This is a genomic window from Vibrio sp. FF145 (assembly GCF_041439075.1).
Lineage (GTDB): Bacteria > Pseudomonadota > Gammaproteobacteria > Enterobacterales > Vibrionaceae > Vibrio > Vibrio tasmaniensis_A.
Window position 1 is genome coordinate 34,425 of sequence record NZ_JBGONH010000029.1, and the last position, 14,215, is coordinate 48,639.

Consider the following 14,215-nt stretch of genomic DNA (forward strand, 5'->3'; position numbering starts at 1 on the left):
CAATATAAGCAGTCATACATTCCAAATTAAAAATAAAGTTGTAAATTAACAACCAAAAACCACTTTAAAAGCAGTCACTTCCACCAACAAAACCCACAAAGGTCAAATAACGAGCGATTTGTTATTATATTTCCGTAATTAAACAACAACTATGCCATAGGAAGATTTACCGTAATGCTATTGATGATTTCTTGTTCAGGAGTGAAACCGAGAGAAACCTGCTCTAAAGCTTTATCGACGTGATCTGTGAGCTTTGCATTATTCATAGGTTCAGCATGAACACGCAAGCTCTCTAATGCAGACTTAATCAGCGCTAAGTTATTATCTTCGAGCGCAACGTACAGCGTGACGAGTAGCTCTTCGGTGTTATCTTTGTTTCGTAGATCAGGTTTAGGTAGTGACTCGCTGTTACTTTGCGAATCGTTTTTTTCTACATCTAGGCTATCAAGATCATGAACTTTAACTTCATGGTATTGGTAAAGCTTGTTTGAATAGCGGAATAACGCATCATCCAACTCACGCTCATCAATCGGCTTGGCAATAATATAATCCACACCCGCACCAAGCATACGTTCGCGAGTCTCTTTAAAGACATCAGCCGTACAACCAAACACCAGTACCGATGATATCTCGCCTATCAAAGCTCGAATTGCAGTGGTTGATTCAACGCCGTCCATCACTGGCATATGGTTATCCATTAATACCAGATCAAAGCGCTCAGCCACCACGGCTTGTATCGCAAGTTCACCATTTTCGACGCTCTTACAAGTGAAGCCTTTACTGCTCATGAAGGTTTCAATAATGACGGTATTGGTTCGGTTATCTTCGACAATCAGTACCTTCAAGCCAGAGTAATCTAACTTCTTATGTGGCAAACTCTCTATTTCGCCAGGCTGGCAAGGCTTAATCTTCAAGCGAACATCGAAGCTGGTGCCTATCCCTTCTTCACTGGTGACGCTAATACTGCCCTCCATCAATTGGGCAATTTTCTTCACAATCGCTAACCCGAGACCAGTACCGCCAAAGCGTCTTGTAGTCGAAGACTCAGCTTGTTCAAACGGTTTAAAAATACGTTTTTGTGCTTCTTTAGATATACCAATACCGGTGTCGCGAACTCGAATACTAAGGTAGGTGTCACTTCCCTCTACTACTTCTTTAAGATATACCTCGACAAAGCCTCGAGAGGTAAACTTGACTGCGTTGTTTAAGAGGTTAAATAAAATTTGGCGAAGGCGTGCTTTGTCTGAGAAGTACCAACGGCCAGAAGGCACTTCGGAGTACACTTTGAATTGAAGCCCTTTCTCGGAAGACAATGTGTAATAGACACTGTTGATACTACCTATGATTGAATCAAGCGGGAATCGTGTTTCATCCAGATCTAACCGACCCTGCTCTATCTTTGAAAAATCCAAAATTTCATTGAGTAACGTCATCATATGATCACCCGAATCATACAGGCTCTTAAGATGCTTCTCTTGCTCTGTGCTCAAAGGGGTTTTCAGTAAGATCTGAGCCGTTCCTAATACACCATTCATCGGTGTACGAATTTCGTGTGACAAGGTCGCAAGAAAGGCCGTTTTGGCATTGGTTGATGCTTGAGCTTTAACCTTCTCAGCTTCGAGATAGATGGTTTTTTCGTTGAAGGTTTTGATCAAATGTCCGATTTCATCATCACTTGAGTAGTCAACATCGATGATCTCGCCCGCTTTAGAACTATCAACTTGGGCGGCAATCGTTGTGATTGGGCTTATCAAATAGCGGTTCAGTAAGTAATAACCTGCCATGACACACAATAATAACAGCGGCACAATACCGCCTTCAACGCTCATTACCTGACGAAACACTTCGTCTGCTACTCGTGATTTTGAGTTGACGACATCCACTTGCCATCCAAACTCTCCAAATTGGTTACTACTAATATAAATCCCATCAACGAGATTGAAGTTATGAGAAACCAACACTTGGTTGAGTTTGTCTCTTAGAGTAATACCAAGGTTGTATTCTTCCGCATGGTTCTTGATAAAGCCGAGTAACTCTTCGAGTGAGAGATCCACCGTCGCGACACCTGCAAAAGTTCCATCGTAATAGTAAGGTGAAGATGCTGTGATCATTTGAACATGTGTATATGGGTCAATATACACATTGCTCCATGCAATGGTTCCCTGCGCTTTGTTTACTACAGATGTATACCAATATTCGTTTTGATAAGGCGCATTTTTGGGGTTGTTATAAGAAAAGAGCTGGTCAATATCACCATCGTCGGCTTTGTTGAAAAAATAACTGTTAAGGATTTTATCAGAATCCAATGCATGCGGTTCTGGCCAAATGCCTGCGCTGACGATCGTGTCATCGCTCGCCGCCAACATTGACTTAATAAATAACGGTATAACATCAGTATCACTGCGCTGCGCCTGAGCGAAACCAACCAAACTATCAACAAAACCTTGAGAGCTGCCGAGGGGTGCTGTAATCAATTCCGATAACAGTTGTGTACGTAAGTCGAGGTTTTGTTGCAACTTAGCGCGTACAGGAGATTCTACGACGTAATACGTCACACTACCGACAATAGCAATGAACATTGCGAGGTATACACCAAGCGCTACCATACTTTTTTTCTTGAGAGACGAGCGTATTTGCATAATTATCTTGTTATTTTCTTTTCTGTTTAACCTAGTGTTTATCACTAATGACATCAAGCGTTTTTAGATGAAGCTTGATTGGCGCAAGTTCATTGGTACTATAAGCACAAATATGTTCCCTTTTACGGTACCTCACTTTGACTTTACAAGATATTCTTGCGCTTCCAGAGTTGGAAGGAAAGCTAATCACAGAACACAAAACCATGGGCTTTGTCACTGCAATGGCAGCAGCTCCAAATGTGTTAACTCCTCATGAATGGCTACCATTCCTTTGGGGTGGCGAAGAAGTCGCGCCTTTTACCGACGGTGAACAGCTGGAAAGCTACATTGAAGTTATCATCGCGCTTTGGAACAAAACCCGACCAGAACTGATCGAAGGTACTTGGGTATGGCCTGAAGCTTGTCAATTAGATGATGCAGAAGTTGTAAATACAGCAGCTCGCGATTTTTGTGAAGGCTTACTTCAAGGTTGGCAGATAGCCCGTGATGATTGGGAAACACTGATGCCCGAAGACAGCGAAGACAACGCATTGGTCGGCGGCGTGTTGCTTTCACTAAGCATGCTTTACGATCCAGAAACTTCCATTGCTACGCTTGCAGAACAAGGCATCGAAGGCCTTGAGCAATTTGAAGAGATCTTTAATGCTGTGCCAGTGATGCTTTGCGGGTTAACGCAACGCGGTATCGCATTAGCCGAAGCTCAATAATTTTCCATTCTCTCTAAAGCGAGAGATATAAAAGAAATAAGCTGCGCTATATTCGAACGATAGTAAGAAGGCCTCATAATGAGGCCTTCTTTCGCTTCAGGAGAGACTAAATAGCCGTCTAAAAGCCTTTCCAATCGAAATGATCAATTCGCTCATCGGCAATGTAAAACAACTTAGTGCCGCTGCTGACAACTTGGTCTAACTCCGGATTAAGCTCTATACCACTCCCCGTATCAATTGCGATCAGCGTTGCTTTATACTTCTCTTTGAATACAGAGAAAATAGGCGCGACGGTTACAGGTTCGGCATCTTTAGGGTAATACGTCGAATACTGTGTCATACCCCTGGTTGAACTTAAAAGCTCTTGATGAAGTGCACTTGAACCGGGATCAACCGCAGCTTTAGCCAGCATTTCGGCACCCACTGCCGGAATACATTCAGAGTTTGGGCAATGTTGATGCAGTAAATCGCTCAACGCCTCATCTTTAAAGTAAACCAGAAGATGAGCCTTAGGGTTTCGGTTCGCACAATAAAGCGCTGCAGACAGCGTGATGTCGTCTTCGGGGTTATCAATAAGAATACAGCTGGCTGACTCAATGCCCGTTTTCTCCATCTCTTTACCATCGGTGTAGCTGTTTACCTTAACGAAATTGATCTCACCGGGTAACGGATTTTCGATATCTGAACGCGTACATAATACGATTGGTCGCTTGCCCGTTTCTTCATGTTGCAGCATACGGATGAGATGAATGGTTCTTTGTTCATTCCACCCCAACATCAAAATGTGGTTTTCCACTCTAACTCTCCTTTTACCTAACAAGCCCGCTCGCCAATATTCAACACCTTCTGTTGCCACCTTACCCAGTAAAGCAGCGAAAAGGCTGAGCCCTCCAGGGATAACAAACAAAATAACAATCCATCGCCCCGCTTCCGTCGTCGGTGACAAATCGCCATAACCAACTGTAGAAGCCGTCACGACTAAATAGTATGCAAATGTAGTAAACGAGTTGGTTAAGTCCGTTTCACCCGCTAAATACAATGTCGACCACGATAAAAACACGTAGCCGAGGAAAGTAAACAGTAGGTTTTTACCATTCAAAACAAAGATATTCGCTTTGACCCAACGTTTGAGTTGTAACCAGATTATCATTAGAGCCTCTAATCCATTTCTCTTAGTTACATGCTAGAAAAAATAAATGATATCAACAAGATGTATCTTAAGAAAAAGGCACATGAGCCCAAAATAATGCCAATAGTCCACATTTAGGTACAAAAAGACTTAGAAATATCTACAAACAATTTCTGGAGTTAATCAAAACTGAGCAAAAAGTCATATGAGTTACTTCCCCAAAGGCACAATCAATGGAGTATGACTTACGGGATCATCAATAATAACGCTATCTAAGCCAAATACTTGCTTAACGAGTTTGGCGTCAATTAAAGACTTAGGTTCCCCTTGTGCGACAATTTCTCCACCAGCAAATGCAATCAGATGATCCGCATAACGACAGGCTTGATTCAAATCATGCAGCACGGCGACGATAGTGTGTTTTTTCTCTCTATTGAGGCTGCGGAACAACTCCAACAAATCGATCTGGTGTGCGACGTCCAAATAAGTTGTCGGCTCATCAAGTAATACTATCGGTGTCTTTTGTGCTAATACCATTGCAATCCAAACTCGTTGTTTCTGACCTCCTGATAGTTCATCAACCTGCCTCTCGGCCAAATCGGTGACACCAGTATCTTCCAGCGCTTGAAAGACCGCCTCTTGATCATCTAAGCTCCACTGCTTAAACAGTTTTTGATGCGGATAACGGCCTCTTGCTACCAAATCAACGACTCGAATCCCTTCAGGAGCTTGTGAGCTTTGCGGCAGTAACCCCAACTCTCTCGCCAACTCTTTAGCTGGTACTTTTTGGATATTCTGACCATCTAGACAAATTTGGCCTTTAGAAGGTTTCAATAAACGGCATAAGCTTCTCAATAAGGTCGACTTTCCGCACCCGTTGGGTCCGACAATGACCGTAAATTTACCTTCAGGAATATGAAGTTCGAGATTTTCACAAATAACGCGATTCTCGTATGCAAGTTTAAGGTTACTTCCATTTAGTCGAGAGGTGATTTTAGATTTAACCGGTGTCGATAGGCTCATAAGTTTCTGATTTAATTTATGTTAAACAATATCCCCAAGTAACTTTTAGCTATTTGCTTATTTAGCTAATTACTTAACTAATTAGCTCTAGCTATTCAGTTGCTTGGGAAAGCGTAGCATCAAGAATAGACTTGTTGCTGCTTAAGGTTACGCTTGGTTTCTTCGGGGCTAAAACAGGCAGCGTTACACAATTTCAAGTTCAGTTGGGTACACCATAACCCATTGGACCAACTTGTCATTTTTGAGTACTGATCTAACTCGGTAAAACGAGTCTTGCTCTAACACTCATATACTTGACAAATAATCGGTAAACTTAAGAAGTATCGCTCTCATTAATCATATGAGTACCTATGCTTAAAACTGGCGAGATCGAGTCAATAGCCAAATTAAATATATGCCACCTACAATACCCGTCATCCTGCCTATCGGCACGCTTGCTTGAAAAGGCAACCATTGAATTAAAACATCCGCGGTTAAGACCAACAACGCGCCCATAAGAGCTGAGGAGAACAAGGATAATGCTCGCGACTTTCTCAATCGACCAACTAATTGAGGAGCAGCAAGGGCAATAAAGGCAATAGGCCCAGCAGCTCCTGTCGCGAATGCGGCTAAGACCACAGCAAAGAAAATCATAGAAAGACGGACTCGCTCTACTCGGATACCCAGCTGAGTTGCGATGTCATCCCCCATCTCTATCATGGCAAGCGCACGCTTTAGCATCATCATAAAAGGGAGGAGGAGACATACCCCTATAAGTACAGGATAAACATGTGTCCATGTCCTAGCATGCAGTGATCCTGCAAGCCATAGATTGGCCAAAATGGCATTGTCTAAATTACCCTTAACTAACATCAGGCTGTTCAGCGCACTCAAAATGGACCCGATCCCAATACCAGTGAGTATTAGGCGATACCCTCCAACCACTCCTGTTTTTACCGCAAGTAAGTAAACGATAACAGCCGTGATTACTCCGCCGACTATCGCCGCGATTGCCACTTCGATAGCCCCTTGCTCAAACAAAACTATTTGAGCAATTGCACCAGTCGCAGCCCCCGTAGTGAAGCCAATGACATCTGGAGAACCAAGAGCATTTCTTGATACCGATTGAAATACCGCACCAGAAATGCCTAACGCAGCCCCAACAAAGACCGCAGTAAGAACCTTCGGTAGTCTTATGTTAAGAATTATTCGCTCTTTTACGCCCCCCTCTCCAACCCCAAGAATGATATCGGCCACTTGAGGCAACGAGATATTAAACTTACCCAATGTCATGGAATAAGTTGCAATAGCGCAAACTGATATCAACAAAATCAAAGCGACAAGTATATGAGACGGTTGATAACAGAAAGAAAACTGACCGAAGCGTACAACACTTCCCGAGCCAGAATGTTGAAGAGTGTAAGGCTCAATCATCATAGGAGAGATATCTTCCAACGTTTCACTAAGAATACAAAGAATGGCCCGCCGATTAGAGCAATCATAATGCCTACACTGATCTCATTGGGATACCCGACGATCCGGCCTAGTACATCGGCGACAACTGCCAGAATGGATGCAATCAGTAAAGAGAAAGGCATCAACCATTTATGATCAGGCCCCGCCGCCATCCTTGCAATATGAGGGGCAGTAAGACCAACAAAGCTGATAGGACCAGCCGCCGCAGTAGAGGTCCCCGCTAAAACCACAATAGCAATAGAAGCAAAACACCATATTTTGATCGGGTTAACACCTAAGGCGTGACCAATATCGTCCCCTAACGAGACAGTATCTAAGGCTTTACTTAATGAAAACGCGATTGCTAATCCAATGGCTATTAACATGGCAGCCGGGATCAAGACATCGTAACCTCGCCCTTGAAATGACCCCACAGCCCAATGTCTATATTGTTCAAACACCATTTCATTGCTGTTTATTGTGATCATATGAGTCAGCGCAAGCAACACAACCGACAAAGCAGTTCCCGCCAATACAACTCTTACAGGGTTAACCCCTTTATTTACCCCAGCAAGGGCCAAAACACCCGCTCCGGAAACAGCCGCCCCAAGTAAACCAAACCACATCACATAGGCCATATCATGGATGCCCAGAAAGGCTATCGCTGATACTATGGCAACTGTCGCCCCCGCATTGACACCGAGTATCCCAGGATCTGCTAATGGGTTACGAGTTAAGCTTTGCATGATAACGCCAGCAACACCAAGCGCACCGCCAACAACTAAAGCTAACAAGGTGCGTGGAATTCGAAGGTGGACAACCAATAGATGATCACTGTTGGTTGGATCAAAAGAAAAAATCGCATCCAAAGTCACTACCGGCGATATGTAATGCGTGCCGATAAAAAGGCTAAAACACGAGGCAAAAAATAACAACACGACTCCCGCTATCAGCCATCGTCGTCGTTGTCGTTGTCCATTTCTTATCTGTTCAAATGCTTCTGCAGGACTAGCAATACTTGTCATCACGGACATCCTTTACCCATTTCCCATCGGCATTAGCCATTAACCTGCATTTGTATCTCGTTCAAAAAGCTGAACAATGTCGTTAACGATTTCAGTAGCACTATACATATCGATACGAAATGAATTTTCACCTAAACCAAAGACTTGTTTATTCCGGACGGACGGAAGGTTGATCAGGATTGGGTCGTGCATAAATCGATTAGCGCTATCATCACTCGCTTCTAGCAAAAATGTTGTATCAGCTTTAAGTTGAGTCAGCAGTTCAAAGTGGACTCGCATAAAATCTGATAAAGGCACGGTGTTGTCATGCCATTGACGATTTTGCACTTCCATTTTGAAACCGAGGTCAATGAGCAAGTCCGCATGAACGCCGTCCTCTAATGCGATAGCATTGGTAGCTCCAGGTCCAAAATACGCCACAATATTGGTTTCGCCTTCTGGTATCTGTAGTTTGTTTTTACTCTGGTTAACGAACAACTCAAACTGGCTAATTTTTTGTTGGGCTTGTTCTTCTAACCCTGTCGCCTGTCCAAGCCTCAAAGCCAAGTCTTGCCATGATTGTGCGGTGTAATCCAAAATAATGGTTGGTGCTATTTGCTTAAATTCAGCTATTTGATCTCTCGCCGAATCACCACCGCGCCATGCTACAACAATCAAATCAGGTTCATAGATATAGGCAGACTCTAAATCAACGCTGCCAGCAGGCCATGCCTTTTCGACGCTTCTCTGTTCAGCAATATCTGCCCATTGACTAAAAAACTTCCCTTCATAAGTGAGTGCTGTTGCGGCTAAAGGAGCATCAATCGCCAGTAGCGTCCCGCTAATCGTCACCGAGGTAGAAAGGATTCGAGTCGGTTTAGATGGGATCACTGTCTGTGAGCCATCCGCATTGACGAAAGTCTTGGGATAAGTATTTTGATATGTCATTTCGGTTTCTGCGAAAACAGAAGCCGAAGCTGAAATCAAAAAAACAACAACGAACTTAAACACAATATTGATTTTAAAAATTACATTGATTCTCATTTACTACTTGCACTTCATTTAGTCTGAGTTTAATTATTAAGATGGACTTGCTGTGGTGACTACTAAATCAGAAAAATCATGGCTGAAACATCTATCGAATAACTTCAATAAAGCTGATTAGTACTCTTCATCCATAACTTCATGACGTTCATCATGGTACGCTTCTTCATCCTTACCTCGTTTCCAGTAAGGAATCGCATACATATCTTTTTTAGACAGCTTGTACTCTTGTTTAAGCGCTTTACGACACGCAATCACGCTTTCATTTTCACCCGCAATGAAAGCCGAAAGCGAGTGAGATCCATTCGGTGCAATTAAGCCGGAAATAGCTTCGCTCAATAGAGATTGATCGCTATTTTCGTCTCTAATTAGCCACTTCAGAACCAGACCTTGCGGATGCTGAATATCATGCTTATCTGCGGCATCCTCTATCTCGATAAATACATAGCCTTGAGTGTCAGAGGGAAGGCTCTCCAAAATCGCACTAATGGCTGGTACTGCTGTTAAGTCTCCCGCTATAATATGCCAATCTGCGGGTTCAAGTAATGGGTCAGGCCCAGCAGGACCTACAAGGCCAATTTGGAAACCTTGTTCTGCTTTAATTGCCCACCCGCCGCCGGGAGAATCGGTTCCGTGGATCACGAAATCGATATCAAGCTCATTCACATCAGCTCGATACTTTCTTACGGTATAGGCTCGGGGCACGGGTTTATGCTCAGGCCAAATCACAGTTTCACCTTCTCGGTAAGGTAACTGCAATATCCCACTAGCTCTATTGGGGAAAAACACTTTTATGTGTGTACCATTTTGATCTTCAGGGAACCCTTTTAAAGAGTCGCCCGTAACAGTTACTCGCAGTAGATGCTTTGAGATCTTCTCCTTACGAACAAAGTCCAACAACATCGGATGTAAACGCACTGGTTGATCGCTCATCAATTTTCCTCTTAAAGAGATCTACAGTATTGAGGGGAAAGCATGACTTTGGTGGGAGCCTCTCCTAATGTTCAGAGTTTTACTCATAGGGTCTTCGCCACTTTCCATGCTAATGATTTCAAAATAAACGCCTTGTTTTGAGCAAGGCGTTTTCTTATATCTAACCGATTAGAAGTACAATTCTACTGAACCACCAATTTGGCGAGGTGCTTGCTTCGTAATATCGTCTCCACCAAAATTGAATGTTTCTTTTTCAGAATCAAACAAGTTTGTAGCGAATAAAGACATACGTCCGTTAGTAAACACATAGGCAACTTGTGCATTTGCAACCCAGTAAGCATCAATACTCTGGTTAGCTGAGTTTTCAACGTCACTGAAGTAATCTCCAGTGTAATTCGCATTACCACTCAATTCGAAATTCTCAGCAAACATGTATAAAGCACCGAAGCTTGCCGTCAAAGAAGGGGCTCGAGCGAGTTCTTTTGAGCTATTAGCATGATCTTTGTAACTTGTTTTCAACAAACCAAGTGAAGCCAATAGTTCTAGGTTTGATGTCGTTAACCAACGGCTTCCTAGTTCTGCACCGTAGGTATATGCTTCATCAACATTATCAACTTTCACATCACCTTTTGATGAAGTCTCCAGAACTTGGAAATTATCGTAGTCGTTGTAGAAGACGTTAGTTGTTAACTCAAGTTCATTATCTAGCAGACTATGGCGAGTGAAGAATTCATAGTTCCAAACGTATTCGTCTTCGTACGTATATGAAGAAAATGCCCACGTTTTGTTATTGAAGCCAACGCCGCCACCTCCAGAGTTAAAGCCCTTAGCTGCTCGGATACCCACGGTTTGGTCTGATTCAGGCTTATAGGCAACTTCAAGCTTGGGAAGGAATACATTTGATGTTTCATCATAATCTAAGCCAAAACGACCCGGGGCAACATAGCGTTTTTTGCTTTCGCGTTCGAATCGCCCTGCCGCTACAACTTCGATGCTCGGCATCACCAAGTACGTCACTTCAGCGAATGCCGACATAGCACGGTTTTTGCCTTCCATTGGTATAGATGACCCAGTCTGTTCAAATACATCGTCATCTTCAGATTTGAAGTAGCGTAAACCAAACAAACCAGAGAGATCTTCGCTAAGGGAATCAAATCGAACCAAAGGCTCTATTTGGAACTCATTACCTTTGGATTTGAAATCCTGCTTTCTGCCTGCAGGGTCAGTGATTCGGTCGTAAGTGCGATCGGTGTAGATCAAATTATTTTCAAACACTAACGTATCTGAGATGTCATAAGATACATCCCAAATGCCGCTTGTTGACTGAGTTTCGTAAACAGCTCTATTGATCTTTGTTTGTTGAGATTCAGATTGAGGTCCCACAGTATCCATATGGGCAATCGTTAACGTGGTTTTGAACCCAGGAAGGCCTGCTGGCTCTAGCAAAAATTTACCACGAGCTGTCGTCATTTCAATGCGATTAGGGTCACCGACTGGTTCATAAGCAGTAAGGTCTGCGTAACTACTGCGTTTTTGTTGATCAACACTCAATCTGAAGGCCAGTTGATCTTCTAGTATTGGCGCCGAGATAACCGCTGCGGTTTGAGAATAGTCTTGCTGACCAATAGCAGCCTTTACTTTGCTCTCAAAATCGTAAGTCGGGTCATTAGATTTTAAAACGATAGCACCCGCAGATGCATTTCGGCCTTGAACGTAGCTTTGCGGTCCAAGATAAATTTCCGCTTGCTGCATATCCCATAAAGAACGAGGGCCAAACGCAACTTCAGAATAGCTGAGTGAACGTCCATCAATTGAAAGGTTCAACCTTGGCACGGAGCCACCAAAAGCAGCCAACCCGCCAATAGAAGGTCCAGAACCATCAACACCACGAATCGATGGTAGGTTATTACCCTGCCCTGAATCCACAATGTTTGGTGTTAACTGCAGCAGATCGTCGACCTCAGATGCGCCTGGAGTACTCGCGATACGATCTTCATCATACACATGCACGCTTGAGCCTGTATCATAAATCGAACGTTCTATTTTTTCGCCATACACGGTAACTTCAAAAGTAGTTTTGTCTTCGTTAATGGTAGTTTCATTATTATTGTTTGTCGCTGCAAAAGCTTGACCACTTACACTAAGTCCCATGATGATTGCAGATAAGGTGCGAAATTTGAATCTGCTATTTCCTAGCTCATTCACTGTCGCGGGGCGTAATGCTGTCATTTAAAATTCTCCTTGATTAAGCATTAACTTTAGGTGGGCTCATGTAACGGCATTTATAATGAAAACTAGGGAAGACATTCAAAAGGTGTTGAAAACGCAACAACTCAAAATGAGTATAAGCTGTACTTCCTTAGCTCCTTATTGACCACTGCTTTAATACATGAGCCAAAATTCCGACTGAAAACCGTCACATTGAACAAGCCCTAAGTCACTCAACGAATAAATTGAAAAATGATTTCCCTTTCAATGACCTGACGAATTTTCAACCGTACCTTATCGGTTGCACATTTAAATGTAAAGCATTCTCATTTAATATTGATAATAATTATCACTGGCATTAATTAACTTGAATTGAGAATTCTGATTTTTGATGGTTCGAGCACCTAACGAGACGCCCTATTCATGAAGAAGGGAAGAAAAATTAAAAATAAGACAGTATTAAGCTTATGTAGAGTTAATCTGAGACAGAGTTAAGAGCTTTAGAGAGGTACTTGAGCAAATGATTAGCAGGCTGAGTACGTAATCCTACTCATCTCTTGAATAGTTAAGCGGTAGCCTGCAATTCCGCTATCACTGACACCAATAATCGAATATTGCTCTCCTGCTAAAGCGCTCGTGCGGACTGACCATCTCGCTGATACTGGCTCGTGAACACTCTGTCTCAGACTTACCATGTCCATAAAAATCAGGACTTATTAACTGATAGCTATTACTAATAGTGGTATTTGCTACGATTGGTACATATCTAATGCAAACAGCAGCTACTAGTCAGACTAGATAGAGGCTAATATTCAGATACAAAAAAACCAGCACTGCGGCTGGTTTTTTAATGATGACAAATGCACCACATTATAAAGACTGCAGAGTTATAAATATTGGATTATTTATAACCTCACGTCATTAGATTAAGCGTTGCCTTTCACTTGCACGTTAAGCTGCTCAGCAAAATCTAGCATGCGGTTCAATGGGATAAGGGACTTCACGCGCAGTTCGTCAGAAACGAAGATCTCGTGTTGCTCGCCACCATTCTCAAGCGCATTTTCAATCGCTTCAAGGCCGTTCATTGCCATCCAAGGGCAATGCGCGCAGCTTCGACAAGTTGCACCGGCACCTGCTGTCGGCGCTTCAATCAGCTCTTTTTCAGGAACCAGTTGCTGCATTTTGAAGAAGATACCTTTGTCTGTCGCGACAATCATCTGTGGATGAGGCAGCTCTTTTGCTTTCTTGATCAGTTGACTTGTTGAACCAACAGCGTCAGCCAGTTCAACCACGCTTGCTGGTGATTCTGGGTGAACCAAAATAGCCGCTTCTGGGTATACTGATTTCATTTTCTTCAAAGCATCAGCTGAGAACTCGTCATGAACAATACATTCACCTTGCCAAAGCAACATGTCAGCGCCAGTTTGATTTGCGATGTAAGAACCTAGGTGACGATCTGGGCCCCAAATAATGGGTTTGCCTTCAGCGTCTAGGCTTTCAACGATTTCTAAAGCGATGCTCGACGTAACTACCCAGTCTGCACGAGCCTTAACAGCCGCAGAGGTATTCGCGTATACAACCACTGTATGGTCAGGGTGAGCATCACAAAATTCTGTAAATTTGTCTGCAGGACAGCCAAGATCAAGAGAACATTCAGCTTCTAGTGTTGGCATTAGAATGCGTTTTTCAGGTGTAAGAATCTTTGCTGACTCCCCCATAAAACGAACGCCAGCGATGATCAAAGTGCTTGCAGAATGGCGGTTACCAAACTTAGCCATTTCTAATGAATCGCCAACAAAACCACCAGTTGCTTCAGCCAGGGCCTGAATTTCAGGATCTGTGTAGTAGTGTGCAATTAGAACTGCATCTTTTTCTTGAAGTAGTGTTTTGATGTTTGCGATGTGGGCCTGCTTCTGAGCGTCGCTCAGTGGAACTGGCTTAGGCGGAAACGGGTAAACTGTATCGATTTTATCTAGTATATGACTCATTGCTCTTGCTCTACGCAACTTCTTCCGAGAATTAGAGTATTCTACACAGGACAGCGATTGGGATCAAAAAGGATTGGTTTCAAGCGATGACTAACTAATGCTTAAA

Annotated in this window: 10 protein-coding genes; 1 reads left to right on the plus strand and 9 read right to left on the minus strand. The window is 43.1% G+C overall.

Annotation, left to right across the window (positions count from 1 at the left end):
* Positions 1 to 149: 149 nt before the first annotated feature.
* Positions 150 to 2,606 carry an ATP-binding protein gene (locus ACED42_RS12425; protein WP_371702746.1) on the minus strand — a complete coding sequence of 819 codons (2,457 nt, stop codon included), beginning with the start codon at positions 2,604 to 2,606 and terminating at the stop codon, positions 150 to 152.
* A 170-nt stretch (positions 2,607 to 2,776) separates the two neighbouring features.
* Between ACED42_RS12425 and ACED42_RS12430 the strand changes: the two genes are divergently transcribed.
* Positions 2,777 to 3,346, plus strand: coding sequence for a UPF0149 family protein (locus ACED42_RS12430; protein ID WP_009846406.1), 570 nt, complete (start codon positions 2,777 to 2,779; stop codon positions 3,344 to 3,346).
* Positions 3,347 to 3,464: 118 nt separating this feature from the next.
* Here ACED42_RS12430 and ACED42_RS12435 read toward each other — a convergent pair whose 3' ends face one another.
* The 8 genes from ACED42_RS12435 to nadA all read right to left on the minus strand — a co-directional run bounded on the left by ACED42_RS12435 (position 3,465) and on the right by nadA (position 14,109).
* Entirely contained in the window at positions 3,465 to 4,496 is a 1,032-nt protein-coding gene (locus tag ACED42_RS12435; RefSeq protein WP_009846405.1) for a potassium channel family protein, read from the minus strand.
* A gap of 189 nt (positions 4,497 to 4,685) precedes the next feature.
* On the minus strand, positions 4,686 to 5,498 hold the full coding sequence (locus ACED42_RS12440; protein WP_135383939.1) for an ABC transporter ATP-binding protein: 813 nt from the start codon (positions 5,496 to 5,498) through the stop codon (positions 4,686 to 4,688).
* A gap of 354 nt (positions 5,499 to 5,852) precedes the next feature.
* A complete protein-coding gene (locus ACED42_RS12445; protein WP_102502583.1) occupies positions 5,853 to 6,914 on the minus strand; it encodes an iron chelate uptake ABC transporter family permease subunit in 1,062 nt (353 codons plus the stop codon).
* Complete coding sequence (locus ACED42_RS12450) at positions 6,911 to 7,957, minus strand: FecCD family ABC transporter permease (RefSeq protein WP_371702748.1); 1,047 nt, start codon at positions 7,955 to 7,957, stop codon at positions 6,911 to 6,913. The genes ACED42_RS12445 and ACED42_RS12450 overlap by 4 nt, the downstream gene beginning before the upstream one ends.
* 39 nt (positions 7,958 to 7,996) lie before the next feature.
* Entirely contained in the window at positions 7,997 to 8,980 is a 984-nt protein-coding gene (gene fepB, locus ACED42_RS12455; RefSeq protein ID WP_017104269.1) for a Fe2+-enterobactin ABC transporter substrate-binding protein, read from the minus strand.
* Positions 8,981 to 9,097: 117 nt separating this feature from the next.
* Entirely contained in the window at positions 9,098 to 9,913 is an 816-nt protein-coding gene (locus ACED42_RS12460; protein WP_012603634.1) for a siderophore-interacting protein, read from the minus strand.
* Positions 9,914 to 10,081: 168 nt separating this feature from the next.
* Positions 10,082 to 12,142, minus strand: a complete 2,061-nt coding sequence (locus ACED42_RS12465) for a TonB-dependent receptor (protein ID WP_371702751.1) — start codon at positions 12,140 to 12,142, stop codon at positions 10,082 to 10,084.
* 905 nt (positions 12,143 to 13,047) lie between these two features.
* A complete protein-coding gene (gene nadA / locus ACED42_RS12470) occupies positions 13,048 to 14,109 on the minus strand; it encodes a quinolinate synthase NadA (protein ID WP_009846384.1) in 1,062 nt (353 codons plus the stop codon).
* Positions 14,110 to 14,215: the final 106 nt, after the last annotated feature.